Origin of the sequence: Aeromonas sp. 600276, assembly GCF_049175815.1 — a bacterium.
GTDB lineage: Bacteria > Pseudomonadota > Gammaproteobacteria > Enterobacterales > Aeromonadaceae > Aeromonas > Aeromonas dhakensis.
Genome location: NZ_JAAKVU010000002.1, coordinates 206,216 through 232,282, shown reverse-complemented (window position 1 = coordinate 232,282; position 26,067 = coordinate 206,216). Strand labels below are relative to the sequence as shown.

28 protein-coding genes, 1 tRNA gene and 1 riboswitch are annotated in these 26,067 nt (G+C 60.2%); of the genes, 22 read left to right on the top strand and 7 right to left on the bottom strand.

Annotated features, from left to right (window positions below):
• The first annotated feature begins 59 nt into the window (after window positions 1–59).
• The 17 genes from G5134_RS03195 (at window position 60) to G5134_RS03115 (ending at window position 15,025) form a co-directional block, all read left to right on the top strand.
• Window positions 60–968, top strand: a complete 909-nt coding sequence (locus G5134_RS03195) for a LysR family transcriptional regulator (protein WP_408839880.1) — start codon at window positions 60–62, stop codon at window positions 966–968.
• Between the two features lie 422 nt (window positions 969–1,390).
• On the top strand, window positions 1,391–1,963 hold the full coding sequence (locus tag G5134_RS03190) for a TetR/AcrR family transcriptional regulator (RefSeq protein WP_421231862.1): 573 nt from the start codon (window positions 1,391–1,393) through the stop codon (window positions 1,961–1,963).
• A gap of 21 nt (window positions 1,964–1,984) precedes the next feature.
• On the top strand, window positions 1,985–2,782 hold the full coding sequence (locus G5134_RS03185; RefSeq protein WP_024941063.1) for a winged helix-turn-helix domain-containing protein: 798 nt from the start codon (window positions 1,985–1,987) through the stop codon (window positions 2,780–2,782).
• The gene (locus tag G5134_RS03180; RefSeq protein ID WP_024941064.1) at window positions 2,782–3,297 is read left to right on the top strand and encodes a FidL-like protein; all 516 of its coding nucleotides are present in this window, start codon (window positions 2,782–2,784) and stop codon (window positions 3,295–3,297) included. Before G5134_RS03185 ends, G5134_RS03180 begins: the two co-directional genes overlap by 1 nt.
• A gap of 722 nt (window positions 3,298–4,019) precedes the next feature.
• A complete protein-coding gene (locus tag G5134_RS03175; protein ID WP_010634659.1) occupies window positions 4,020–4,298 on the top strand; it encodes a BMC domain-containing protein in 279 nt (92 codons plus the stop codon).
• Window positions 4,299–4,314: 16 nt separating this feature from the next.
• Entirely contained in the window at window positions 4,315–4,599 is a 285-nt protein-coding gene (locus G5134_RS03170; protein ID WP_011705244.1) for a BMC domain-containing protein, read from the top strand.
• A gap of 14 nt (window positions 4,600–4,613) precedes the next feature.
• Window positions 4,614–4,892, top strand: coding sequence for a BMC domain-containing protein (locus G5134_RS03165; protein ID WP_002442217.1), 279 nt, complete (start codon window positions 4,614–4,616; stop codon window positions 4,890–4,892).
• A gap of 53 nt (window positions 4,893–4,945) precedes the next feature.
• On the top strand, window positions 4,946–6,532 hold the full coding sequence (locus G5134_RS03160; RefSeq protein WP_065018225.1) for an acetaldehyde dehydrogenase (acetylating): 1,587 nt from the start codon (window positions 4,946–4,948) through the stop codon (window positions 6,530–6,532).
• Between the two features lie 26 nt (window positions 6,533–6,558).
• Entirely contained in the window at window positions 6,559–6,816 is a 258-nt protein-coding gene (locus tag G5134_RS03155) for a EutN/CcmL family microcompartment protein (protein ID WP_010634663.1), read from the top strand.
• A 15-nt stretch (window positions 6,817–6,831) separates the two neighbouring features.
• Window positions 6,832–7,986: a 1-propanol dehydrogenase PduQ gene (locus G5134_RS03150; RefSeq protein WP_024941068.1), complete on the top strand. Its 1,155-nt coding sequence runs from the start codon at window positions 6,832–6,834 to the stop codon at window positions 7,984–7,986.
• 25 nt (window positions 7,987–8,011) lie between these two features.
• A complete protein-coding gene (cutC, locus tag G5134_RS03145) occupies window positions 8,012–11,398 on the top strand; it encodes a choline trimethylamine-lyase (protein ID WP_392462934.1) in 3,387 nt (1,128 codons plus the stop codon).
• Between the two features lie 113 nt (window positions 11,399–11,511).
• Window positions 11,512–12,459, top strand: coding sequence for a choline TMA-lyase-activating enzyme (gene cutD, locus G5134_RS03140; protein WP_024941070.1), 948 nt, complete (start codon window positions 11,512–11,514; stop codon window positions 12,457–12,459).
• 12 nt (window positions 12,460–12,471) lie between these two features.
• Window positions 12,472–12,924: a BMC domain-containing protein gene (locus G5134_RS03135; protein WP_024941071.1), complete on the top strand. Its 453-nt coding sequence runs from the start codon at window positions 12,472–12,474 to the stop codon at window positions 12,922–12,924.
• Window positions 12,921–13,541, top strand: coding sequence for a phosphate propanoyltransferase (locus G5134_RS03130; RefSeq protein ID WP_024941072.1), 621 nt, complete (start codon window positions 12,921–12,923; stop codon window positions 13,539–13,541). Before G5134_RS03135 ends, G5134_RS03130 begins: the two co-directional genes overlap by 4 nt.
• Window positions 13,542–13,552: 11 nt before the next feature.
• Complete coding sequence (locus G5134_RS03125; RefSeq protein WP_024941073.1) at window positions 13,553–14,245, top strand: hypothetical protein; 693 nt, start codon at window positions 13,553–13,555, stop codon at window positions 14,243–14,245.
• A gap of 19 nt (window positions 14,246–14,264) precedes the next feature.
• Window positions 14,265–14,678: a DMT family transporter gene (locus G5134_RS03120; protein ID WP_016350021.1), complete on the top strand. Its 414-nt coding sequence runs from the start codon at window positions 14,265–14,267 to the stop codon at window positions 14,676–14,678.
• A 17-nt stretch (window positions 14,679–14,695) separates the two neighbouring features.
• The gene (locus G5134_RS03115) at window positions 14,696–15,025 is read left to right on the top strand and encodes a DMT family transporter (RefSeq protein ID WP_010634671.1); all 330 of its coding nucleotides are present in this window, start codon (window positions 14,696–14,698) and stop codon (window positions 15,023–15,025) included.
• Window positions 15,026–15,171: 146 nt separating this feature from the next.
• Here the strand turns inward: G5134_RS03115 and G5134_RS03110 are convergent.
• A tRNA-Ser gene (locus tag G5134_RS03110) sits at window positions 15,172–15,261 on the bottom strand.
• 419 nt (window positions 15,262–15,680) lie between these two features.
• Here G5134_RS03110 and G5134_RS03105 point away from each other — a divergent pair.
• Both G5134_RS03105 and G5134_RS03100 read left to right on the top strand, forming a co-directional pair.
• The gene (locus G5134_RS03105) at window positions 15,681–16,598 is read left to right on the top strand and encodes a L,D-transpeptidase family protein (protein ID WP_005298681.1); all 918 of its coding nucleotides are present in this window, start codon (window positions 15,681–15,683) and stop codon (window positions 16,596–16,598) included.
• A 27-nt stretch (window positions 16,599–16,625) separates the two neighbouring features.
• Window positions 16,626–17,621, top strand: a complete 996-nt coding sequence (locus G5134_RS03100) for a DUF481 domain-containing protein (RefSeq protein ID WP_065018223.1) — start codon at window positions 16,626–16,628, stop codon at window positions 17,619–17,621.
• 93 nt (window positions 17,622–17,714) lie between these two features.
• Here the strand turns inward: G5134_RS03100 and G5134_RS03095 are convergent, their stop codons facing one another.
• The 3 genes from G5134_RS03095 to G5134_RS03085 form a co-directional block, all read right to left on the bottom strand.
• Window positions 17,715–18,434 carry a MaoC family dehydratase gene (locus tag G5134_RS03095; RefSeq protein WP_017783374.1) on the bottom strand — a complete coding sequence of 240 codons (720 nt, stop codon included), beginning with the start codon at window positions 18,432–18,434 and terminating at the stop codon, window positions 17,715–17,717.
• Between the two features lie 233 nt (window positions 18,435–18,667).
• Complete coding sequence (gene rlmF, locus G5134_RS03090) at window positions 18,668–19,612, bottom strand: 23S rRNA (adenine(1618)-N(6))-methyltransferase RlmF (RefSeq protein WP_065018222.1); 945 nt, start codon at window positions 19,610–19,612, stop codon at window positions 18,668–18,670.
• Between the two features lie 151 nt (window positions 19,613–19,763).
• Window positions 19,764–20,252, bottom strand: a complete 489-nt coding sequence (locus G5134_RS03085; protein ID WP_005298673.1) for a C40 family peptidase — start codon at window positions 20,250–20,252, stop codon at window positions 19,764–19,766.
• A 275-nt stretch (window positions 20,253–20,527) separates the two neighbouring features.
• Between G5134_RS03085 and G5134_RS03080 the strand changes: the two genes are divergently transcribed.
• Both G5134_RS03080 and G5134_RS03075 read left to right on the top strand, forming a co-directional pair.
• Window positions 20,528–21,250, top strand: a complete 723-nt coding sequence (locus G5134_RS03080) for a 4'-phosphopantetheinyl transferase family protein (protein ID WP_010634680.1) — start codon at window positions 20,528–20,530, stop codon at window positions 21,248–21,250.
• A complete protein-coding gene (locus G5134_RS03075) occupies window positions 21,247–22,095 on the top strand; it encodes a tetratricopeptide repeat protein (protein WP_024943472.1) in 849 nt (282 codons plus the stop codon). The genes G5134_RS03080 and G5134_RS03075 overlap by 4 nt, the downstream gene beginning before the upstream one ends.
• Before the next feature lie 143 nt (window positions 22,096–22,238).
• Here G5134_RS03075 and G5134_RS03070 read toward each other — a convergent pair whose 3' ends face one another.
• Together G5134_RS03070 and ribB are read right to left on the bottom strand one after the other, a co-directional pair.
• Complete coding sequence (locus G5134_RS03070; RefSeq protein WP_010634682.1) at window positions 22,239–22,481, bottom strand: Lpp/OprI family alanine-zipper lipoprotein; 243 nt, start codon at window positions 22,479–22,481, stop codon at window positions 22,239–22,241.
• Between the two features lie 224 nt (window positions 22,482–22,705).
• Window positions 22,706–23,359, bottom strand: a complete 654-nt coding sequence (gene ribB, locus G5134_RS03065) for a 3,4-dihydroxy-2-butanone-4-phosphate synthase (protein ID WP_005298666.1) — start codon at window positions 23,357–23,359, stop codon at window positions 22,706–22,708.
• Between the two features lie 105 nt (window positions 23,360–23,464).
• A riboswitch (FMN riboswitch) is annotated at window positions 23,465–23,622 on the bottom strand.
• 199 nt (window positions 23,623–23,821) lie between these two features.
• On the opposite strand from ribB, the gene purU reads away from it, so the two are divergent.
• Window positions 23,822–24,658 carry a formyltetrahydrofolate deformylase gene (purU, locus tag G5134_RS03060; protein WP_011705222.1) on the top strand — a complete coding sequence of 279 codons (837 nt, stop codon included), beginning with the start codon at window positions 23,822–23,824 and terminating at the stop codon, window positions 24,656–24,658.
• 69 nt (window positions 24,659–24,727) lie between these two features.
• Here purU and G5134_RS03055 read toward each other — a convergent pair whose 3' ends face one another.
• Window positions 24,728–25,990 (bottom strand): DUF945 family protein, encoded by a 1,263-nt coding sequence (locus tag G5134_RS03055; protein WP_421231861.1) that lies wholly within the window; start codon window positions 25,988–25,990, stop codon window positions 24,728–24,730.
• Between the last annotated feature and the right edge of the window lie 77 nt (window positions 25,991–26,067).

Genomic DNA, 26,067 nt, shown 5'->3' with positions numbered 1-26,067 from the left:
TGTTCTATTGACGACGTTTTTTCAATTGATTAATTTTTAGATTCATCCTCGCCTCCCGAATGATCATGAACATCAAACAGCTGCACTATTTCCACGAACTGGCCAAACATCAGCATTTTGCCAGGGCGGCCAAGGCCTGCCACATCACCCAGCCGACCCTCTCGGCCAGCATCACGGCGCTGGAGAAGAACCTCGGCACCGATCTGGTGGTGCGTACCAGCCAGTTCGTCGCCCTCACCGAAGCGGGCGAGCTGGTGCGCCAGTATGCCGAGCGGATGCTGCTGGAGCAGGAGGCGCTCAAGCAGGAGCTGGCGCTGTTTCATGGCGAGCTCTCCGGCACCCTGCGCATCGGCATCGTGCCCCAGTCCAATGTCGACATCATGCCGCTCATCGCCCGCAGCAAGCAGCGCTACCCCGACATAGTCATCCGTCTCTCGGTGCTCAGCAACGAAGCCCTGCTGTCACAGCTGGAGCTGCACCAGTGCGATATCGGGCTGGGGTTTGACGAACCGCTCACCGGCGCCGCCAGACAGACTTTTCACCTCTATCCCCAGGGGCACAACCAGATGGCGGTGCTGATGAACCGCGACGAGGCGGATCAGCACCTCCCCGGCGATGAGCTGACCTTGACCGCACTGCAGCAACGGCCGCTGGTACTGCCCAGCCGCACCATGCAGTTTCGCAAGTATCTGGACCGCGCCGCCGAGCGGGCCGGCATCCGGCTTGACGTGGTGCTGGAAACCGACTCCCTGTTTCACCTGGTGAGCGCCGTGCGCCACCGGCTGGGCTGGGCCATCGTCAGTGCCGGCCTCGCCCGATCCGCCAGCAAGCTCTCGGATCTGGTCTGCCTGCCGCTGGCGCCGCAACGCGACATCGGCCACACCGCCTTCATCACCCGCCAGCACAGCATCACCCCCGCCATGCGCGCCTTCCTCGAGCTGGTGCAAGAGGCAGCCCCCCCCCATTGAAAAATAAGGGGACGCTAACAAGCACACTTCATTTTTATATTTCTGCCATAACCAAAGGTGGCAGAAATATATACCTTTCTGCTAAAAAACAGCCGCCCACTGGTTAACAAGAAGAGATAACCGCTCAGGAAAATGATTGCTGTAATGAGGTAAATAAATGACAGCTTAATCCCTATCCCGACTCCTTAAAATAGTTGTTTTTCATTGAGAATGACTTTAACAAGGAGATAAACAAGTCGTGACTCATTGACAAGCAAAGTTCTCAAACAAATCCAATCAAAATATTTAAAACGACGTTTTCATCTTTATTTCAAGGTTATTTGTGAAGCACCACACAATAACGACTTTCCCTCCCACTCCCCATTTCCTCATATTGATGGCGATCAAGAATGATCATACCGTCTGGTCGGTATGATTGGGTCATGAACATAGAAACCCAACATAGAAAAAAAGACCCTGTGCGTCTTTATCGACAACTGCTGGAGTCGGCCGCCACCATCGCCGGCCGGGATGGTATCGCCGCCCTGTCCTTGAACGCCGTTGCCTTTGAGGCCGGAGTGAGCAAGGGAGGCTTGCTGCACCACTTCCCCAACAAGCAGGCGCTGATCTTTGCCCTGTTTGCGCGTCTGCTGGCCATCATGGAAGAGGCCATCTCGGCGCTGATGGCGGCAGACAAGACCGCCTACGGCCGCTTTACCCGTGCTTACCTGCACTATCTCTCTGCTCCTGAACTGACGGACACCCAGGAGAGCCGCCAGCTGATGGTGCTATCGCTGGCCATGCCGGATGAGCCGGTGCTGCGACAATGCTGGCGTGACTGGATGCTGGTGCATCTGGCACAAGGAGATGAGCTGGATAATGGCCATACCGGCACCCTGGTGCGTTATGCCGCAGACGGCATCTGGCTATCGGAATTGACCGAAGGGCGCACCATGAGCAACGAGCACCGTCAGGCGCTGGTCAAGACCCTGCATAATATGACGCTCCCCACGTGAAGCTGATGGATTGAGGCCGAGATGCGCTACCACATCAATGCCCGCTTCATTTATGACGCGACCGATGGCTCTCTGACTCAACGGGAAAGCGTTGAGCCGGACAGCCAATTATCCATCACCGCCAATGCGCTGTTTTATTTTTTCTTGCGAAATACCGGGATCGTCAGCCGCGAAGAGGTGCTTAAAAAAGTCTGGGACGATAACGGATTAACCTCATCGAACAGCAACCTCAACCAATACCTGAGCATATTGCGCAAGGCTTTTCGCCACTACGATATCGACAATATCATCATCACGGTGTCACGCGGTTATTTGCAGCTCAATCCCGAGGTCATCATCGAGCCTATTGAGCACGCACCTGCACCGTCCATTGAAATAGTACCTTCGCCCTCCACGGTGGCCGCCGCCGAGCCGGCATTCGACCCTGCCGAATGGCCACGTCCCTCACGCGGCATCTGCTGGTATATCGCGGGGGGCTGCATGCTCGCGTTTGCCCTCATGCTGCTGGCATTTGGTCTCTTGAATGGCCGTGAGCCGCGCCCCGTCACCCTGACCGGGATCCCCAACAGCCAGTGCGAATTGCTGGCCAGCGACGAGATGCTGCGCTCGGTCAGCGCCACGACCTACGGTGAGCATTTCGAGCAGGTGCGCCAGCGTTTGAACATCAGCTGCAAACCGGGCGAGCGTTTTTTGTTTTTCTACGGGGACAGACTGGAAACCAACGGCCTGGGCCGAGTATTTCTGGCCCACTGCGCCATGCATGAAGATAACCCGTTCAGCTATTGCGACAACTATTTCTACTACTCCTGGAAGCCGTGATGAAACTTGCGCCGCGTCCCTTTTTTCTCTTCTCCTGCACCCTGTTTCTCGCCGCGGCACTCTATGCCTGCTACCAGCTGCCCAGCGAAAATGATGGCGTCATGAGCTGCGCCACCAAAGGCATCATGCGCTTTGAGGACATGAACAAAGAGAACGTCAACGGCAACATCCACTTCAATTTCGGCCGCCAGGGGAAAGGCTCCATGGTGGTTGAAGGCTATACCGATTCGGCCGCAGGCTGGCTCTACCTCCAGCGCTACGTCACGTTTACCTACAGCAGCAACCGGGTCTCCGCCACCGAGCGTCAGTACCGCATCAACAAATGGGAAGCAAGCGCCTCCTCCATCGATCAGTCGCCGGACGTGATCTTCGACTACTTCATGCGCGAGATGTCCGACAGTCACGATGGGCTGTTTCTGAGTGCCCAGCGGCTCAATCAGCAGGCCATACTGCTGAGCTCCATCAACTCGCCGCTCTGGATCTGCACCCTCAAATCCGGCAGCAAACTGAACTAGTTCCGGCAATACGGCGGCAGTCCCGACCCAAGCGCCGACGACGCGCACATATCGCCCTGCCCCACAAGCTGACCCGCGCAAGCCCCTATGACGCCACCCCAATGCGACCTGTCCGCCTGTTTGCCCTGAAGGCAATGCCGTGGTGACTGCCGGCCACCCCTTCCCCCGACTACACATCCGTGCCGACAAGACGCCCCTTGCGCATCACCAAGCAGGACCGGTTCCCGCTACTTTTCCAGCCCGCCCCATCCCCCCTCGCGCCGGCATCCACATGACTCACACCACGCTCTCAATGCAACCTCATCCCGTCTGACCCGCCGTCACCGCCCTTATCTCTTCTTCCCGTCACACCCCGCTCACTTTTTACATTTAGCCTCGCCGGCAAAACATGAGCTCCGCCACAGTTAGCAGCTGGCCAAATTACCTCTCGGCCCCCATTACCCAACAACTCATTAACATCGGCCAACGATCTTTTCCCGAGCCTGAATTCGGCCTTATGCAAGGCGAAAACAGCCTCGTAGTCGCAGCATAAATAGATAAATAGGGCTTATAAAAATAATAAATTCAGAATAACAAACTAAATATCCCAGTTTTACAGATTCAAATTCCACAAATGCCGCCAATACCTATAGTGGCGATTGAACGCCGCAACCGTGGCTCATCGCCGTGACACGGACGGGGTTCCTTAACCACACCACACAATCTGTTCTGAGGAGATCACCATGGGTGATGCATTGGGGCTTATCGAAACCAAAGGTCTGGTGGCCTGCATTGAAGCCGCGGATGCCATGTGCAAATCCGCCAACGTGGAGCTGATCAGCTATGAAAACATCGGCTCCGGCCTGGTCACCGTCATGGTGAAGGGGGATGTCGGCGCGGTGAAAGCGGCGGTGGATTCCGGCGTGGAGTCGGCACAGCGCATCGGTGAAGTGGTGACCTCGCTGGTCATCGCCCGTCCGCACAACGACATCAACAAAATCGTCATTAAACACAAGGCTTGAGGCCGGGAGATCGCAAATGGGTGATGCATTGGGTTTGATTGAAACCAAAGGCCTGGTGGCCTGCATTGAAGCGGCGGATGCCATGTGCAAAGCCGCCAACGTCGAGCTGATCGGCTATGAGAACGTCGGCTCTGGCCTGGTCACCGCCATGGTGAAAGGCGACGTGGGAGCCGTGAAAGCCGCGGTGGACTCCGGCGTGGAATCCGCACAGCGCATCGGTGAAGTGGTGACCTCGCTGGTCATCGCCCGCCCGCACAACGACATCAGCAAGATTGTCGCCCACTACAAAATTGCCGAATAACGGGAGAGAACATGATGAAAGAAGCGCTTGGTCTGATCGAGACCAAAGGCCTGGTGGCCTGCATCGAAGCGGCAGATGCCATGTGCAAGGCCGCCAACGTCGAGCTGATCGGCTATGAGAACGTCGGCTCTGGCCTGGTCACCGCCATGGTGAAAGGCGACGTCGGCGCGGTCAATGCGGCGGTGGATTCCGGTGTGGAAGCGGCGAAACGCATTGGCGAAGTGGTCACCTCTCGCGTCATCGCACGCCCGCACAACGACATCGAAAAAATCGCGGCGCAGCACAAGGCATGACCTGAGAGGGCACGCCCCGCCCGCACTTTTTTAGTCTGATGAAGGATAGATTCATGATTGAACTCGATACCGATTTGCTCTCCCGCCAGAACGCGAGAGAACTGGTGCGCAACGCCAAGCAGGCGCAGGTGATTATGGCCACCTTTTCGCAGCAGAAAATCGACGCCATCGTGAAGAACGTGGCCGAAGAAGCCGCGCGCCATGCCGAAACGCTGGCGAAAATGGCCTCAGAAGAGACCGGTTTTGGCAACTGGCAAGACAAGGTGCTGAAAAACCGGTTCGCTTCGCTGCACGTTTACGATGCCATCAAAGAGATGAAGACCGTCGGGATCATTCATGACGATCAGGCGAAAAAAGTGATGGACGTGGGCGTGCCGCTGGGCGTGATCTGCGCGCTGGTACCCTCCACCAACCCGACCTCCACCATCTTCTACAAAACCCTGATCGCCCTCAAGGCGGGCAATGCCATCATCTTCTCGCCGCACCCGGGCGCACGCCAGTGCAGCTGGAAAGCCATCGAAATCGTCAAGCGCGCCGCCGAAGCCGCCGGAGCCCCGGCGGGCATAGTGGACGGCGTCACCCAGCTGACCCTGGAGGCGACCTCCGAGCTGATGCACAGCAAGGACGTGTCGCTGATCCTGGCAACCGGTGGCGAAGGCATGGTGCGCGCGGCCTATGCCTCCGGCACCCCGACCATCAGCGGCGGCCCGGGCAACGGCCCGGCCTTTATCGAGCGCAGCGCCGACATTCACCAGGCGGTGAAGGACATCATCACCAGCAAGACCTTCGACAACGGCGTGATCTGCGCCTCCGAACAGTCGATCATCGTCGAACGCTGCATCTACGACGAGGTTCATCGCGAGCTGGCGGCCCAGGGCGCCTACTTCATGAACGAAGAGGAAGCCGCCAAGATGGCCGCCCTGCTGCTGCGCCCGAACGGCACCATCAACCCGAAAGTGGTGGGCAAGACGGCGCTCCATCTCAGCCAGCTGGCCGGTTTCAGCGTCCCCCCCAGCACCCGCGTGCTGGTGGCCGAGCAGACCACCGTCTCCCACAGCAACCCCTACTCCCGTGAAAAGCTCTGCCCGGTGCTCGGCCTCTACGTGGAAGAGGAGTGGCGCGCCGCCTGTCATCGGGTGGTTGAGCTGCTGACCAACGAAGGGCTGGGCCACACCCTGGTGATCCATACCCGCAACCAGGACGTGATCCGCCAGTTCAGCCTCGAAAAACCGGTCAACCGGATCCTGATCAACACCCCGGCCGCCCTCGGCGGCATCGGTGCCACCACCAACCTCACGCCGGCACTAACCCTCGGCTGCGGCGCCGTCGGCGGCGGCTCCAGCTCCGACAACGTCGGCCCGATGAACCTGCTCAATATCCGCAAGGTGGGTTACGGCGTGCGCACCATCGAAGAGCTGCGCGCCCCCATCCAGCCGGTTGCAGTGCAGCCCGCCAGCGCCGCCCCGGCCGCGCCCCAGCCCTGCAGCATCCTCGACGATGCCCGCTTCAGCGCCCCGGCGCCGGCCTGCCACAGCGCCGACGACCGCTTTGCCGGCGCCAGCGCCGAAGTCGGCGGTGAGATCAGCGAGCAGAACGTGGAGCGGGTCATCCGTCAGGTGCTTGAGCGCCTTGGCAAGTAACCCATTTAGATAAGGCGATAAAAACCATGATTCTCGCAAAGGTAACCGGACATGTCGTCGCCACCCAGAAGTGCGATGAGCTGCGCGGCAGCAACCTGCTGCTGATCACCCAGCTGGACGATCAGCAGCAACCGATGAAAGACCGCTCCTGGGTCGCCGTCGACAGCGTCGGCGCAGGCATGCACGACGTCGTACTGGCCGAGGAGTACCTCGCGCTCAACAGAGACCGCTACAAGGCCATGTCGGTGGTCGCCATTGTCGAGAAGGTGTTTCGGGACGCTTGAGGAGTGAATGACCCAATGAGTGAATTTTTGCTGAAACCCCGGATCCGCTTCGGTCAGGACGCCCTGTCCGCCCTGGCCGAAGTGCCCGCCCACCAGGCGCTGCTGGTCACCGATCAGATGATGGTGAAGGTTGGCCTGGCCGACCGGGTGACGCAGATCCTGCGCCAGCGCGGCACCCCGTTCCAGTGCTGGGACGATGTAGTGGCCGATCCGGACATCACCACGGTCGTGCGCGGCATGAAGCTCATGGACAGCTGCTATCCGGATCTGGTGATCGCGCTGGGCGGCGGTTCGGTGATTGATGCAGCCAAAGCGGTCATGTTCGCCCTGGCGCAAACCCGCCCGAATCTGGGGCGCGAGCGCCCCTGCTTCGTGGCTATCCCGACCACCAGCGGCACCGGTTCGGAAGTGACCAGCTTCTCGGTGGTCAAGGCCCGCAGCGAGAAGCTAGTGCTGGTCGACCCGTCATTGCTGCCGGATATCGCCATTCTCGATCCGTCGCTGGTGGCATCGGTACCGCCCGCCATCACCGCCGACACCGGGATGGACGTGCTGTGCCATGCGCTGGAGGCCTATGTCTCCCGGTCGGCCAGCGACTTTTCCGACGCATTGGCGGAGAAGGTGGTACAGCAGGTCTTTCGCTACCTGCCCGCCTGCTGGCGCGACGGCCACGATCTGCTGGCGCGGGAGAAGATGCACAACGCCTCCTGCATGGCGGGCATGGCCTTCACCAACGCCTCGCTCGGCATCACCCACAGCCTGGCCCATGCCCTCGGCGGCGTGTTCCGCGTCCCGCACGGCCGTGCCAACGCGCTCCTGATGGCGCAGGTCGTGGCATGGAACGCCGACCACGACGGGCTGTGTGATACCCAGGCCGCCCACAAGTATGCCCGCCTGGCCCACCTGCTGGACCTGCCCGCCCAGACACCGCGCGAGGGGGTCAACAGCCTGCTGGTGGCCATCCAGGCGCTCAAAGACGAGATGAAGATGCCGGCCGGCATTGGCGATACCGGCCTCCTCGCAGCCGATTTCGACTTGCGGCTGGCGGAGATGGTCAGCCAGGCGCTGCGCGACAACTGCACCCCGACCAACCCGCGCGCACCGGATGCCCGGGCATTGACCGAACTCTATCGCAAGGCATGGTGCGGCACTCTCGCCGCCGGCCACTAAGAACAAGAACTGGAGAACCTACCTCATGGCACACTACAGCTTAACGCCGCGCGTCAACGTGCTGGCTGAACGTTTACTGGCGCACACCAGCACCCTGTGCAGCGAACACGCCACGATTTTGAGCGGGCTGGATGGCGACATCGCGGGCATTCCCGCCGCCGTCAAACCGGCACGCCGCTTTTACGAGCTGATGCGCCAGCTGCCGCTGACCATCAGTGCCGACGAGCTGATTGTCGGCAACCAGACCCGCACCCCGCACGGCGCCATTTTCCACGACGAAAGTGCCGGGCAGCGCCCGTCCACCTTCCAGTTCCTGAATCTGAACAGCGCCATCGACTCCCCCGACTACAAGCTGGTGGTGGAGAAGGGCGTGCTGGCCATCAAGCAGCAGCTGGAAGAGAAAACCCGCGCGCTGGGCAGCGCCGTCAGCCGCAGCGGCATGGACGAGGTCAACGGCTGCCGCGCCGCCATCCACGCCTGCGATGCCCTGATGGCACTGGCGCAAAACCTGGCCAACAGCGCCGAAACCCTGGCCGCCGCCGAAACCAACCCGTTCCGCCAGGCCGAGCTGCGCGACAGCGCCGCCATTTTGCATCATGTACCGGCCCATCCTGCGCGCAACTTCAAAGAGGCCTGCCAGTCGTTCTACCTGTTCCAGCTGGCGCTTCAACTCGACAACGGCAGCTATGCTGTCAACCCGGAAGGGGCCGACAAGGCGCTGCTGCCCTACTTCCAGCGCGACATCGCCAACGGCGCGCTGACCGAGCAACAGGCGTACGAGATCGTCGAGTGCCTGTGGTTCAAGCTGGCAGAGCTGAGCGAAGTGCGCGCCACCTGCGCCATCGACGGCTACCCCATGTTTGATGCCCTGCTGCACGGCGCCAGCCTGGAGCAGGCGAGCATCAACCCGCTCTCCGAGATGTTCCTCTGCGCCCAGCAAAACCTGAGCGCCCTCAAGCTGCCGGTTCGCCTCTTTCGCACAGTGCAGCACGTCTCTGCCGCCCCGTTCGCCGCCTGTACCGATACGCCGGTGATGGAGGGACTGACACCGCGCCTGCAGCGCCTGCGCAACCACTATCTGACCGTGCGCCCCAGCGTCTCCATCTACCGGGCACTGGCCTTTACCGAGGTCGTCAAGGCCAACCCTGGCATGCCGACCATCTTGCTGCGAGCCAAGGCGTTCCGTCACGCCTGTGAAACCGCCCCCATCCTGATCCAGAACGACGAGCTGATCGTCGGCCACCCGTGCGGCAAGCCGCGCGCCGGCGCCTTCTCGCCGGACATTGCCTGGCGCTGGGTACGCGACGAGCTCGATACCATGAGCACCCGCCCGCAAGATCCCTTTGAAATCAGCGAAGCGGACAAGAAAACCATCCGCGAAGAGATAGTGCCGTTCTGGGAAGGCCGCTCGCTGGACGAGATTTGCGAAGCGCAGTACCGGGAAGCCGGCATCTGGGCCTTCAGCGGCGAGACCTTCGTCAGCGACCTCTCCTACCACCAGATCAACGGGGGTGGCGACACCTGCCCGGGCTACGACGTGCTGCTGTTCACCAAGGGGATGAACGGCATCAAGGCCGACGCCCAGGCCCATCTCGACCAGCTGAGCATGGAGAACCCGGACGACATCGATCGCATCTACTACTACAAGGCAGCGATCGAAACCTGCGAAGGGGTGGTCAACTACGCCCGCCGCATCGCAGCCCATGCCCGCGAACTGGCGGCGAAAGAGCAGGATGCCCAGCGCCGCGCCGAACTGCTGACCATCGCCGAGGTGAACGAGAACGTGCCGGCCAACCCGCCCAAGACCCTGCAAGAAGCGCTGCAGAGCATCTGGACGGTGGAGTCGCTGTTCGAGATCGAAGAGAACCAGACCGGTCTGTCACTCGGTCGGGTCGACCAGTACTGCTACCCCATGTTCGAAGCGGATATCCGCGAGGGTCGTCTGACCCACGAAAGCGCACTCGAGCTGATGCAGGCCTTCATCATCAAGTGTGCCGAGCTGATGTGGATGTCGAGCGAGCTGGGGGCGAAATACTTCGCCGGCTATCAGCCCTTCATCAACCTGACCGTGGGTGGCCAGAAGCGCAGCGGCGGCGATGCCTGCAACGATCTGACCTACCTCATCATGGATGCCGTGCGGTTCGTGAAGGTCTACCAGCCGTCGCTGGCCTGCCGCATTCACAACCAGTCACCGCAGAAATACATGGAGAAGATCGTCGACGTCGTGAAGGCGGGGATGGGTTTCCCGGCCTGCCACTTCGATGACTCCCACATCAAGATGATGCTGCGCAAGGGCTTCGACTTTGAAGACGCCCGCGACTACTGCCTGATGGGCTGTGTCGAGCCGCAAAAATCGGGACGCATCTATCAGTGGACCTCCACCGGTTACACCCAGTGGCCGATCGCCATCGAGTTCGTGCTCAACCGTGGCCGCATGGTGCTGTTCGACAGCCATCAGGGGCTCGATACCGGCGACCTGCGCGAGCTGCGCACCTTCGAGCAGTTCGATGCGGCGGTCAAACGGCAGATTGCCCACATCGTTCGCATGTCAGCAGTCGGCACCGTGATCAGCCAGCGCGTACACCGCGATGTGGCGCCGAAACCGCTGATGTCACTCATGGTGGAAGGGTGCATGGAGAGCGGAAAAGATGTCTCCGCTGGCGGTGCAATGATCAACTATGGGCCCGGACTCATCTTTTCTGGCCTTGCAACTTATGTCGACTCCATGGCGGCAATCCGCAAGCTGGTGTTCGAGGAGCAGAGATACACACTCGAACAAATTCGCGATGCGCTGCTGGCCAACTTCGAAGGGTTTGAAGCGCTGCGCCGCGACTGTCTCAATGCACCCAAGTACGGCAACGACGACAACTACGTCGACCAGTACGCACTGGATATCACCGAGTGGACGGAGAAGGAGTGTCGCAAGTACAAGATGCTCTACTCCAGAATGAGTCACGGCACTCTCTCCATCTCCAACAACACCCCCATCGGCGAGCTTACCAACGCCACGCCGAACGGGCGCCTGGCCTGGATGCCGCTCTCCGACGGCATCAGCCCGACCCAGGGGGCAGACAAGCAGGGGCCGACGGCCATCATCAAGTCCGTCAGCAAGATGAACGTGGAAACCATGAACATCGGCATGGTGCATAACTTCAAGTTTCTCAAGGGGCTGCTGGATACCCAGGAGGGACGCCATGGCCTCATCACCCTCTTGCGCACCGCCTCCATCCTCGGCAATGGCCAGATGCAGTTCAGCTATGTCGACAACGAAGTGCTGAAAAAGGCGCAGCAGGAGCCGGAGAAGTACCGCGACCTCATCGTGCGCGTCGCCGGCTACAGCGCCTATTTCGTCGAGCTGTGCAAAGAGGTGCAGGACGAGATCATCAGCCGCACCGTGATTGAGAAGTTCTGATCGATGCGTTGATAACCCGTCTTTCTTAATCACCAAAATAACCGGAAGTACTCCGTGATGGCAGGTCGCAAATAATGCGACTGCGGCCTGCCACATCCGGAGAGGAGGCAAGCGTGATCGCAAATAATGAATTAACCGGCCGCATATTCAATATCCAGAAATATTCGATATATGACGGCGATGGCATTCGCACGCTGGTTTTTTTCAAGGGCTGCAACCTTTGCTGCCCCTGGTGCGCCAACCCTGAAGGGCTCAGCAGCCAATTTCAGGTGATGTTTTCCCACGACAAATGCATCAACTGCGGTGACTGCGTAAATGTCTGTCCGGCCGGAGTCCATTACCGGGCCGAAGAGAACGGCAGCATGAAACACTTCGTCGATCGCAATAAAGATTGCATCGGCTGCCGCAAATGCGAGGAGGTCTGCACCCAGCATGCGCTGGACATCATGGGCAAGGATGTCACCGTCAGCGAGCTGATGGAGATCATCATGCAGGACTATGACTTTTACATCTCCTCCGGCGGTGGCGTCACCATCGGCGGAGGCGAGATGAGCCTGCAGACCGACTTTGCCGTCGCGCTGTTCAGCGAATGCAAGAAGATGATGATCAATACCGCCATCGAGACCCAGGGCACCACCTCGCTTGCCAATTACCAGCAGCTGGCGCCCGTCACCGATACCTTTTTGTTCGATATCAAGCAAATCAACAGCGAACAGCATAAAGCGATGCTGGGTATCGGCAATGAAGGTATTCGCCGCAATCTGGAATGGCTGGTTGATTACGGCGCCAAGGTGATTGTGCGCATGCCGCTCATCCGTGGATATAACGATTCATGGGATGCCATTACCGGCGCCATCGAATATGTGCAGAACTTGGCAAAGCGGGGAAATATCCTGCGGATCGACATGCTGCCGTACCACCAGCTGGGCCGCAAGAAATATGAGCGGCTGGATATGCCCTACCCGATTGCGCAGGACCCCTCTTACACGCCGGACGAATTGGATCGGCTGGAGGCCTTCTTTGCACAATTTGATTTCGATATTCGCTTGGTCCGCCATTAACAGGAGTCGACGATGAAAAGTTTGGGCGTAATTGAAACGCGAGGATGGGTCGCCGCCATTCAGGCGGTGGACGCCGCCTGCAAAGCGGCAGGCGTCAGCTGCATCGGCTATCGCAAGGTGGGCTCTGGGCTGGTGAGTGTCTGCTTCGAAGGGGAGATCAGCGCCATCCATACCGCCATCGAGCGTGGCGTCGCGGTGGCCGCCACCATCGACCAGCAGGTCCATTCCCTAGTGATTGCCCGTCCGGAGCCAAGCGCGGTAGCGGCGCTCAGCAACCTCAAGGGCTACCCGCCGCGCGCATCGGCCAGCACCAAGAAAGAGATGACTACCGCAACAAGCGCTGTGCCGGCCCTGTCACCGGAAAGCAGTGCCGATACCGAACCGGCCACTCTACCTGCCAGCCAGCCAGCCGCGGATCAGGCGGAAGACCGACAGGGCGCGGCAAGAAAAGGGAAAAAAGCATGATCGATCCCCAGCTGCATCAAAAGATCGCCGCCCGTCTGAGCCTGGTCAGCCCGGCGATCCCGGTCGGCATCTCGAATCGCCACGTTCACCTAGCACAACAGGATGTAGAGGCCCTGTTCGGCAAGGGCTACACCCTGACGCCGCTCAAACCGCTGCGCCAGCCGGGCCAGTTTGCCGCCGAAGAGTGCGTCACCGTGGTCGGCCCCAAGGGCTCGCTGACCCGGGTACGGGTACTCGGCCCGACCCGGCCGGTTTCACAGCTGGAGATCTCCCGCGCCGACTGCTTCACCCTCGGCATCAAGGCGCCGGTCCGTGAGTCAGGCCAGCTGGAAAATACCGGCAGCGCCCTGCTTATCGGCCCCGCCGGCCACGTGGAGTTGCGCTCCCAGGTGATCTGCGCCTGGCGCCATATCCACCTCTCGCCACACGACGCTCGCCAGCTGAACGTGACCCACGGCCAGAAGGTGAGTGTGCGCAGCGACGGCGAGCGCCAGTTGACCTTCGATGAGGTGGTGGTGCGGGTACGCGACGATTTCGCGCTGGAATTTCACATCGATACCGAAGAGGCCAACGCCGCCGGCTTGAAAAACGGCGCGCAGGTCAGGCTGCTCGGCTAACGGAGATCCCCATGACCGACGAACAGATTGAACGCCTGGTCGAACAGATGCTCAGGCGCCTGCAGCCGCCACTGCTGGTGATGGTGACCGCGGCCCAGGGCTATCGGCAGGCCATTCGAAATCGTCTGGCCGGCTGTGGACTACCCCTGCAGCTTGCGCTGGCAGCAGAGATCGAGGATGGCGCACTGTGGCAACCGCTGGGAGAAACAGTGCCGGCCAGCATCTGGCAACAGGCCCTGCCGCCCACCCCCTATCGCGCGCTGGTGCTGCCCTTTCTCGACTACCCGCTGGCGATGGATCTGCTGAGCGGCTCGCTGCAAAGCCCCGTCGCCCGGCGGCTGCACGATGCCCTGCTGAGCGGCTTGCCGGTGCTGGCGCTGCGCTATCACTGCGATCCCGCCAGCGAGCTGAACCAGCTGCTGGGGGCACAACCGAGCGCGCCATACGCCGGGCACATGCAGGCGGCGCTCAGCCGTCTGGGCGAGAGCGGTGTGGTGCTGTGCACCATGAATGAGCTGCTGGAGAAGCTGGCACCGGCGAACGACGCGGCCCCGGTGCCGGCGGGCACGGCGCGCCGTTATCTCACGGTCAGCGATGTTGAGAAGGAGCCGGCGCTGGCACAGACGGCCGAGGCCCAGCTGACCGATGCCGCCATCGATTTTTTGAAAAGCAGAAGAAAAGAAAAACAACCTTACCTTAAATAACAAACCCGGAGTTTAACTTATGTCTTCAAAAACAAAATGTTGGCTATGGATGCTGCTGGTGATCGTGTCCGAAACCTCGGCCACCTCCACCCTCAAGATGTTTGGCAGCAGTGAAGGAACCACCAAGATGCTGCTGCTCGGTCTGCTCGTGCTGCTCTATTGCACCTGCTACTACTCTCTCTCCCGCGCGGTAAAAGACATTCCCGTTGGGCTTGCCTACGCCACCTGGTCCGGAACCGGCATTCTGGTGGTCTCCACCCTGGGAATGGCGTTTTACGGCCAGCACCCGGACACCGCCGCCATGATCGGCATGGCCGTCATCGCCAGCGGCATCGTCATCATGAACCTGTTCTCCAAGATGGGCAGCGAAGAGGGCAGCGATGCCTCCGCCGAGCCCCTCACTCCCCCCATGAACAACAACATCGCCAACTGACGCAAAAGGAATGACCCATGTTTAATTTCGGATTCTTATGGCTGGCGCTCTCTATCGGCTCTGAAATCACCGGCACCTCGATGATCAAGAAGACCAACGGTTTCAGCAGACTGGGGCCATCCATACTGGTCGTCTGCGCCTACAGCCTGTGCTACTTCGCCCTCACCCGTGCCATGAGCACCATTCCGGTCGGGGTGGCCTATTCGCTCTGGTGCGGCTTCGGCATCGTCGGGGTCACCATCTGCTCGATGCTGCTCTACAAGCAAAAGCCGGATCTGCCCGCCATTCTGGCGATGGCGCTGATCATCTCGGGCGGGGTGATCATGAATGTCTTCTCCAGCATGTAACGCCGTGACAAGACCCTGGCAGTGGCGCTCTGCCCCTGCCACCAGCGCGCCGGCATGCCAGCCCTGACACGCCCTGCCTGGTAACAAGCCGGCAAGCGTTGCAAAAGAGAAAGGCCCAACCTGTCAGACAGGTTGGGCCTTGAAGATGGCGGAGAGACAGGGATTCGAACCCTGGGTGGCATTGCTGCCACAATTGATTTCGAGTCAATCCCGTTCGGCCACTCCGGCATCTCTCCACGGGGCTTCATTGTTACCGGAGCCGCCTCTGGAAATCAACTTGAATCTCTTTAAAGATCAAACGACTGCACACAAAACCAGCAAGTGAGTGCATGTCTGGCAAGCAGGCGTCCGAGCTTGTCGTTCCCGGTATTGGTACTCAATCCTGGGCGATCAGCCCCCAGCATTGCGTCCCGTGCATTCGATGGCGCTGAACCGCCATCCCCTCTCCCGTCAGCGTTCCTCTGCTCATTGCAGATGGCTTGGCTTTGCATTAAAAACAGGCAAGACAGGGTCAACATGACGGATTGTCGTGCAGGGACCCGGCTGTAGCCCTTGCCGGCCAGGCTGGCAATCGGCGCGCTTTTGACTGACAATTTCCCCCTTTTTCCTCCGGGAGGTCGCGGCGCGGCCCCTTATCCAATCAGACAGGAAGTACATGTTCATCGCACGAACCCTCTCATTGCTGGCACTGACCGCCAGCCTGCTGACGGCTCCGGCCCTGGCTACCACCTATCCGCTGCCCCCGGCAGGCAGCCGCCTGATCGGCGAGCTCGAGGACTACATAGTCCAGCCAGATGAACATCTCGAGCTCATCGGCAAGCACACCCAGATTGGTTTTTTGGCGCTGCTGGAAGCCAATCCGGGAGTCGACCCCTATTTGCCCAAGCCGGGCACCCGGCTGACCCTGCCGACCCAGATGTTGCTGCCTGACGTGCCCCGCGAAGGCATAGTGATCAATCTGCCGGAGCTGCGCCTCTACTATTTCCCCAAGGGCAAAAACGAGGTGATGGTGCTGCCCATCGGCATCGGTGACATAGGTCGGGAGACCCCCGAAATGACCACTACCATCATTGCCAAGAACCCCAATCCGACCTGGGTGCCTGGCCCCATGGTGCGCAAATCCTGGCTGGAACAAAAAGGGATCACCCTGCCGGCGGTCGTGCCGCCCGGCCCCGACAACCCCCTCGGCAAGTTCGCCATGCGCCTTGGCTATGGCAAGCGGGACTATCTCATCCACGGCACCAACAAGGATTTCGGCGTCGGCCTGCGGGTCAGTGCCGGCTGCATTCGACTGCGCCCTGACGACATCGAGGCCCTGTTCAAGATTGTCCCCGTCGGCACTCAGGTGCGGGTGATCAACCAGCCGGTCAAGACCGCCATCGAGCCCGATGGCCGCCACTGGCTGGAGGTTCACTCTCCCCTCTCCCGCACCGAGCTGGAGCTGGAGCAGGGCGCCCCGCTGATCCTCTCCGCCGAGGCGCAGGCCTTCATCGCCAGGCCGGAAGTCGACGGTGACAAGGCCGCCAGCGCGCTCAACAGCAAGAACGGCATCCCCCGTCCCGTCAGCGGCTGATAGCCAACCATGTTCACGAGGATCTTCATGAGCTACCGCGTTTTTTGCCTGTTTGCCCTGCTGCTGAGCCCGGCGGCTCTGGCCGACATCCTCTGGATGGACAACGGTGACCGGCTGACCGGCACCATAGAGGAGATAGGTGACGAGGAGGTGCGCATCGCGCTCCCTTACAGCGAGCCCGTCACCGTCAAACGCGAGGCGGTCAAGCGCTGGCGCATCGAGAAGCAGGACAAGCCGAAACCGACCGTCAAGAGCGGCATTACCCTGCTGGCCCTGACGCCGGATGATAAGAAGGCTTGGCTGTGGAGCGGCAGCGGCGATCTGAACGTCAAGCTCAAGCACAACGACAAGAAGACCAATAACGTCAACCTGAAGGCATCCACCGAGGTGGCCAACCTCGACTGGCGTTATACGTTGGACGGGGAGTACATCTACGAGACCGCCAACAACGTCACCAACAGCCATGAGTACCGGCTCCAACCCATGTTGGACTTTTTCTTCGACCAAAACTGGTTTCTGCGCTCAGCCGTCGACTTCGAATATCGCATGCTGGAAGCCGACTACATGAGCCTTGCCTACTCCTCTGGCCCTGGCTACCGGTTCTGGAACGACAAGCGGCGGCGACTGGAGCTGATCGGCCAGGCCGGGCTGGAGCGCTCATACACCAGGCCGGATGACCTCAACACCCTCTTCATCATCAGCCTGTTCAACGACAGGATCATCAACTATCCCCTGCTGGGCCTTGGCTGGGACTATCGTCAACCCGTCGACCTCTGGTCGGAGAAGCTGGAGTTGTTCAGCAAGGGCGGCTACAAGCGCTATCTGGACCAGCCCTCACCCTACATCACCCGGGAGCAGACCGTGCAAGGCAACTTGGGAGTACGCTACTACTTCAACGATCACCTGCGCCTCTCCTGGTCGAGCGAGCTCGACTGGCAAGACTATCGTATCCACTTGCCGGGCTTCGAGCTCAAAAGCAGCAAGGAGTGGCGCCACCTGCTCACTCTGGGAGCCAGTTTCTGAGCCAGGCCGATCACAGATGACCCAGCAGCCACAAAAAAATCAGGCCCACCTAGGTGGGCCTGATTTTTTGCAAGGCTGGGGGTGAGCCGCGGCCTAGAAGTAGAGTCGGGTGACAGACTCGATGACGCAGCCGGGGCGGCGTACACCCTCGATCTCCACCTTGATCTCCTTGAGCAGCTCCAACCCGCCCTTGATGGGGGTAACCCGAGCCAGCTTGGTGCGCGCGCGGATGTTGCTGTCCACCTTGATGGGGTACGGGAAACGAACCTGATCCAGACCGAAGTTCACCACCATGCGGGCGGTCGGAAACTCCGGATTGGCCTCGTCCACCGAGCCGGTCAGCTGCGGCAGCAGGGCCAGGGTCAGGAAGCCGTGAGCGATGGTGGTCTTGAACGGCGACTCGGCGGCGGCACGCTCGGGGTTGGTGTGGATCCACTGATGATCCCCGGTCACGGCGGCAAACTGATCGATCATCTGCTGGCTGACATGCAGCCATTCGCCCACGTGGGTCTCTTCACCGATGCGCGCCTGCAAGGTGGCAAACAGGGTCGCCGCCTCACCGTCGAGTTCGATGATCGACTCTTGCGGTGGCACGGGCTGGCCGTTGACGGCCTGGGCCGCGCCCTGCTGCTGCAGCATGGACTGGCTGTCGCTCTGCAAATCCAGCACTCGCCCCAGCAGAGGGTGGAGGTGTGCCTTTTGCTGAAACTCACGCCAGTAGTCGCGGATAGCCGGGGAGAGCCAATCCTTGAGCTCAAAGGGGTGCTGCGCCAGAATTTCGCGCTTGCGCTTCAGAAAATCGACAACTTTCATGTACCGATCCCTATTCGATTCAAAGCCTGTAAAGAGGTCTAACCAGTCCTATTTTATTAAAGTTACAGCTGAAAGTGCAAAAAAATCTCGGCGTACAGCTGTACCAAGGCAAAAATCACTACAGGATAGCTACATAACAGCATGATGAACCAACGAAGAAAACGATTGCCTGTTTTTTATCCGATCATGTTGGCATTGAGATGAAAAAGGCCCGTCATGGGCCTGTGTGGAGATCAGCGCGCTGCAGACCACCACTCGCGGCACCCTGCCTCATCGAAGAAGGTCCAGGCCAGCACCCGGCTCACCTTGTTGCCCTGCGCCATCTCGAGCACCCGCACCTGACGAGCACCGACCCGGGTCAGCGCCTTCTTCGCCGCCGGCAGATTCTCCTTTTTCGATACCAGCGAGCTGAACCAGAGGCACTGTTCGGCAAAGGCCAGGCTCTGGTTGATCATCGCGGCCAGGAAGGCAGCCTCTCCCCCTTCGCACCAGAGCTCGGCCTTCTGGCCGCCGAAGTTGAGCACCGGCTTGTCCTTGACCTCCTTGCCCAGATTGCGCAGCTTGCGCTCCGTTCCCTTGCTCGCCTCCGCCAGCGATGCGTGAAAGGGAGGGTTGCAGAGGGTCAGCGCAAAACGCTCGCGCGGCGCCACTATGCCCTGAAAGATGTCGCCGGCCCTGCCCTGCAGGCGGCACTCGATCTGGCTGCCCAGCCCGTTGCTGTTGGCCAGCAGAGAGGCAGCCTTGACCGACACCGGATCGATGTCGGAGCCGACGAAGCGCCAGCCATATTCGCGGGCGCCCAGCAGGGGGTAGATGCAGTTCGCCCCCACCCCGATATCCAGCACCCGCACGCCCTTGCCGGTCGGCACCTTGCCCGCGCTCTCGGCCAGCAGGTCGGCCACTCTGTGCAGATAGTCCACCCGCCCGGGAATGGGCGGACAGAGATAGCCGGCCGGCAGATCCCAGTGCTGGATGCCGTAATGCAGCGCCAGCAGGGCCTTGTTCAGCGCCTTGACGGCGGCGGGGTCGGCAAAGTCGATGGTGCTGGCGCCGTAGGGATTGACGAAGACGAAGGGCTGCAGCTCGGGAGTGCGCAGGCAGAGCGCGGCAAAGTCGTAGGGAGCCTGATGGCGATTGCGCGGGTGCAATCCGGATTTATGGTCTGAACGGGTCTTCATGCTGGGCCTGCCGGGGAAAAAACGGGCCCACACTATAGTGATTCGGCACCCGAAAGTCTAAATCGCGGCCATAAAAAACCGGGCTGCGGGAGCCCGGTTCAAGTGAGGTTGGAAAAACAGTCCGTACTGCGAGCCGTTTGTCCAGCCTGACTCAGATGTCAATCCGGCGTGCCTGCCAGAACTTGCTGCGCCAGTAAGAGCTGTCGAGCTTGGAACGGGTTACCCCAGCCCGGGTGGAGGCGTGGATGAACTCGCCATTGCCCACATAGATGCCGACGTGATTGAGGCGGCGATTGATTTTGAAGAAGACCAAATCCCCTTCGACCAAATCCTGCTTGGAAACTCGGGTGCCTTCATGAACCTGGGAGCGGGTATCACGGGGAAGTTCGATGCCGACGGCGTTGCGGAACACTTCACGGGCAAAAGCGGAACAATCGATGCCACGCTGGCTGCTGCCTCCCATGCGGTAAGGAACGCCGCGCCACTCTTTGTATACAGTCAGGATTTCGTTTACATCTGGGGTTTGTGAAGCTTCCGGTTCAATTACGGGTTCCATCATGGAAACTTCGATCTTGCTCGCGACCTCGGGCTGGGGTGCCGAGGCACAACCCACCATTCCGAGCGCGACCAGCAGTAGCATCAGGTGGCGCAATCCTTTATCCCCGCAAAATAGTAAAACTTGTTAAAATACGGCCCGAACGGGCAATTTATAAGGCAACAGCACCCGACTATATCCAAGAATTCTATCGAGGCAAGCGAAAATCCCTATCGACCTCACATTTCTGCAAGGAAATGCATTATTTTTCCTGATTAATGTGATCGTGGCCAAACAATATACAATCTCGAAAGAGGCCGTCCTGACCGGATTAAACTGACTTTTATCGCTGTTTCGCCGCTCTTTTAAAGTGAAAAATTATGATCTCCGTGGATCTCTATTTGTTAAAACCGGCAAAGGTCGACGCCGAGCAGCTGACTCTGCTGCAAACCCTGCTCTCCCCCGCCGAACGGCAGGCATGGCAGGCGATTGGCCAGCCGCTGCGCCGCCAGGAGTACCTGCTCAGCCGCGGGCTGCTGCGACGGCTGCTGGCCGAGCGGCTGCAGTGCAACCCCGATGCACTGCAATTTGCCAGCAACCCGCACGGCAAACCTGTGCTGGGCGACGGACGCTGGCAGTTCAACCTCAGTCACAGCGGGGGTTGGCTGGTGATCGCCCTCTGCGCCGCCGGCCCGCTCGGGGTCGACATCGAGATGGGTCAGCGCCGCCGCCAGACTCTGCCGCTGGCGCGCCGCTTTTATGCACGCAGTGAGTATGAGTGGCTGCTCGCCCTGCCCGAAGCGGAGCAAGAGTCGGCCTTCTATCGGCTCTGGTCGCGCAAGGAGGCGGTGCTGAAAGCCCATGGAGCCGGCATCGCCGCTGGCCTCGACAAGGTACGCTTCGTGCCAGAGGAAGCGTGGCGGCTCGACAACCAGCTCGATGAGCAGGATTACCGGATGCAGGATTGGGCCGTCGGCCAGGGTTGGCTCAGCCTGGCCGCGCCGACCCTGACCGTCAATGGCTGGCTGCTCGATGGCAACTTGAATTCCAGCCCATTCAACCCCATGTTAACTCACACCATTTTCCAAGAGTCAGCCTCATGATCGTCGACATCAATCCCCAGAATTTCCAAGCCGCCCTGATCGATGCTTCCATGAAAAAGCCGATCGTCATCTATTTCCACGCCCCCCAGATGCCGGAGTGTCAGGCCATGACCCCGCAGGTGGAGGCGCTGGTCGGCCCGGCCAATCCCCAGGTGACCCTGGCCAAGGTCGACATGAACGATCCGCAGCTGCAACCGCTGGCCGGTCAGCTCGGTCTGCGCGCCCTGCCGGCGCTGGTGCTGTTCCATCAGGGCCGCCCTGACGAGCAAGCCATTCTGGAAGGCCCGCAGGACGAGGCCACCCTGCGCGGCTATTTCGCCGCCTTCGCCCCCAAGGAGGAGGAGCTGCTGCTCGAACAGGGGCAACAGGCACTGGCGGACGGCCAGACGAGCATGGCCTATGGCCACTTCGGCAAGGCCCATCAGCTGGCGCCGGATCGCCACGACATCAGTCTGTGGTTGACCCAGGCGGCACTCGATCTCAATCTGCTTGATGAGGCTCAGGAGCTGCTCGGCAAGATCCCGATGATCGCCCAGGATGACCACTACCAGACGCTTGTCTCCCGTCTGGCGCTGGCCCAACAGGCCGCGGACAGCCCGGAGCTGCGGGCGCTGGAAGCCCGTCACCAACAGGAGCCTGACAACTTTGCCCTGGCCCAGGAGCTGGCGGTGCAATACAGCCAGGCCGGCCGCCAGGAAGAGGCGCTGGCGCTGCTGTTCACCATCCTCAAGCGGGATCTCGCCTTCGGCGATGCCAAGAAGACCTATCTCGACATCCTGACCACCATGGGATCCAACCCGGCAGCGCAGGGTTACCGTCGCAAGCTCTACAGCCTGCTCTACTGACTTGAAACGAAGATGAGCAACGGGGTGATGCCGAGCGATCGGCATTGCCTTGTCAGGCGGGGATCAGCGAGGAAAATGCGGGAATTTGATGAATTTCAGGCAAAAAAAAATGGCGCATAACTGCGCCATTTTTTTCGCATGGATTACTTCTTGTAGGAAGTAGCCATGTTGTCGATGCGCTGGTTAGCACGCATAGCTTCTTGCTTGGCTTCTGCAACATCAGCAGCGATCTTGGACTGATCAGCACGAACAGCGCTAACATCTTGAGCCAGTTGGTCAACTTTGTTAGACAGATTCTGAACGGAAGTTTCCAGTTCGCTGGTGTTTGCACAACCGCCCAGCAGAGCGGACAGACCAACAACACCTACCAACAACATTTTTTTCATTTTAAAAGCTCCCTTTAACTCGCCAGACGTTTAGCAAGCGGCGTGATTATGGCACAAAAAAATCATAGTTTGGATAGGCCCCATCACAGATAAATGCATTAAAACCCTCATTTTTTTTTAAACGTACACTTTTTGTGCAAAGTTCAGTCAAAAATAAGGGTCACTGGATGAGGTTCGCACAAAGCGTAACCAAATTTTGTGCTTATTACAATTTCGTATGAGGCTCAGGCTGAACGTTCTGACAGCAACTGACGATATTGCACCAGATCCTCGATGGTCAGCACCGGCATGTCATGGCGGCGGCCAAATGCCACCAGATCCGGCAAGCGGGCCATGGAGCCATCTTCCTTGGTCAATTCGCACAACACACCGAAGGGTTTGAGCCCGGCGAGCTGCATCAGATCGACCGTGGCTTCGGTGTGGCCGCGGCGGGTCAACACCCCGCCAGTGCGGGCCCGCAGCGGGAAGACGTGGCCCGGGCGGTGCAGGTCGGAGGGTCTGGCACCGTCGGCGATGGCGGCCCGGATGGTGGTGATGCGATCGGCCGCCGAGACGCCGGTGGTCACCCCCTGCGCCGCCTCGATGGTCACGGTGAAGGCGGTCTGATAGTGGCTGGAGTTGGCCTCCACCATCATCGGCAGTTCGAGCTGGCGTACCCGCTCGTCGGTCAGGCAGAGGCAGACGATGCCGGAGCACTCGCGGATCATCATGGCCATCTGTTCATTGGTCATGGATTCGGCGGCGAAGATGAGATCCCCTTCGTTCTCCCGATCTTCATCGTCGGCCACCAGCACGCCGCGACCGGCACGCAGGGCTGCCAGCGCCGCTTCGACACGGGCAATGGGATCACCAAATTCACTGAGAAGAGACTGATTCATGGTAAGACTCCTAAACAAGACAAGGACCAGAATCAGGGCATGGAAAGGCAGACAGAGATAGGCATGCAGCGGCCGGCCCGCGGGGGGCTTGCCTGCAATAGTCTGTCTTATCCTCTTTCATCCGGACTGTGACCGTCGGCTCCGGCATCTCACCGGATCTGCTGACCCCGTCCCGGTGCAATACCGGGTCGGGCGCTCGCGGGCTCCCCGAGTCAGATCGGGATACCGCCGGTGGGGAATTTCACCCCGCCCTGAGAATAAGCGCAGACAGCCTAAAGAAAAACGGCGCCGGATACCAGCATAAAACCCATCAAGGATGAATAGCATGCCTGCTCCGGGTCACGGATCGCCCGGATGCACGGCGCGCTGTCCTTTCTGATTTTGTTTGTGGCATAGTGCCAGAAAAAACGCGCGGCCTGCGCAGACTCAGGCGCCAACAACACCAACGGAATCATGACAGAGATGGAAAAGAAAATACTGCTGACGGACTGCCCGGACGCCAAGGGCCTCATCGCCAAGATCACCAACATCTGCTACAAGCACCAGCTCAACATCAACAAGAACGACGAGTTCGTGGATCACGAAAACGGCCGCTTCTTCATGCGCACCGAGCTGGAGGGGCGTTTCAACGACGAGACTCTGCTGGCCGACCTCGATGATGCCCTGCCCGCCGGTGCCCAGCGCCGGCTGGTCAAGGCCGGCAAGAAGCGCATCGTCATCCTGGTGACCAAAGAGACCCACTGCCTCGGCGACATCCTGATGAAGAACTACGCCGGTGCGCTGGACATGGACATCGTCGCGGTGATCGGCAACTACGACACCCTCGCCGAGTTGACCGGCAAGTTCGACATTCCGTTCCACACCGTCAGTCACGAGGATCTGAGCCGCACCGAGCATGAAGAGCAGGTACGCGCCATCATCGACGGCTACCAGCCCGACTACGTGGTGCTGGCCAAGTACATGCGGGTGCTGACCCCGAGTTTCGTCGAGGCCTATCCACGCAAGATCATCAACATCCACCACTCCTTCCTGCCCGCCTTCATCGGTGCCCGCCCCTATCGCCAGGCCTTCGATCGCGGGGTCAAGCTGATCGGTGCCACCGCCCACTTCGTCACCGACGATCTGGATGAGGGCCCCATCGTCGAGCAGGACGTGATCCACGTCGATCACACCTTCAGTGCCGACGACATGGCCAAGGCCGGCCGCGACGTGGAGAAGTCCGTGCTGAGCCGGGCGCTGGAGCTGGTGCTGAACGAGCGGGTGTTCGTCTACGGCAACAAGACGGTGGTGTTCAAGTAACTCCAGCCACTGAAAACGACAAAGGCTCCCGCGGGAGCCTTTGTTCCATGTGCACTGACGCGACGTCAATCAGAGCGGCAGATCGTTGATGGTCATGGCGCCCTTGTCGAGCTTGATCTCGGCCGTCAGCTGCTCCTTGTCCGCCTTGAGATACCCCATGGCGGCGAACTGGTCCAGCATGGGTGCCAGCTGCGGCACCGCCTTGCCCAGCTTGCCGCTCAGGTTGGCGTGCAGCAGGCCGGAGAGGGCGTGCATCCCCTCTTCGCTGTTGAACAGCTGCTCGAGCGAGGTGCCCGCCAGCTTGATGTCGCCCTTCATGGCCACCGGCTCGCCGTTGAGGTGAGAGCTCAAGTCCACCAGCTCCAGCGTGGCACCACGCTTGAGCATCTTGTCCAGCGCCTGCTGGATCGCTTCCTCTTCCACGCCCTGGCCGCTGGAGGCCTGCAGCGCCTGATAGCCTTCCAGATCCAGCCCCTTCAGATTGAGGGCCAGCTTGCTCTGGGTCAGCGCCAGGTTGTCGGCCTCGTTCTCCAGATTGAGGGTATCCACCTTCATCTGGTAGCTGCTGGAGAGGGTCTGGGCATCATCCCCAGCCAGCTGGGTCTCGGAGGTCAGCCCCTGCAGGGAGAACTTGACGTTGTCCGGCAGCTGCACCGACAGCGCGGAGAGGGTCATGTCGCTGCGGGGAGAGAGCCAGATCCCGCGGATCTCGGCCATGTCGGCGCTGCCCTTGAGCTCGGCCAGCACCATGTCCATCTTGTTCTGCTCTTCGTGCAGGGTCATGCCCTGCCAGTGGAAGGTGAGGTGGCCATTGCCTTCCAGATCACCGTGATAGTCACCCTTCATCGGCAGGAAGCTGAACTCGTCGAGCCCCTGCTTGACCTTGAACTCGTTGGCCCAGAAGCGGCTGCTGTTGCTGGAAGTCCACAGGCTGCTGACCGACTCGATACCAAACTGCCACTGCTCCATCTTGAAGGCGCTGAACACGGGCGCCAGCGAACCTTGCCTGGTGTCGAGCAGCATGTTGCTCTTGATGTAGAGCGGCAGGATGCGGCTGTCGGCGATGAACTGCACCTCGACCGGCTCGCTCCCCTCCAGCTGACCATCCAGACTGGCCAGGGTCTGCGGGGTGATCACCATCTTCAGTACGCCGTCGCGGGTGAACAGGTTGCTCGAACCCGGCTGCCAGCTCAACTCGATGCCGCTCTCCTGCTTCACCTTGGCGATCTGCTCGGCCATGATGCGGTCGAACGCGTTGCCCGTGTACCAGCAGGCACCCAGCCCACCCACCACCAAGGCCGCCGTGACGGCCAGCGCTACTCGCTTCTTCATCTTTATTCCGTTCTCCAGGGAGTGATTGCCGCACTCTACGGGGCAAGTTCGGGGGGAGGCAAGCGCAATTCGGCGCC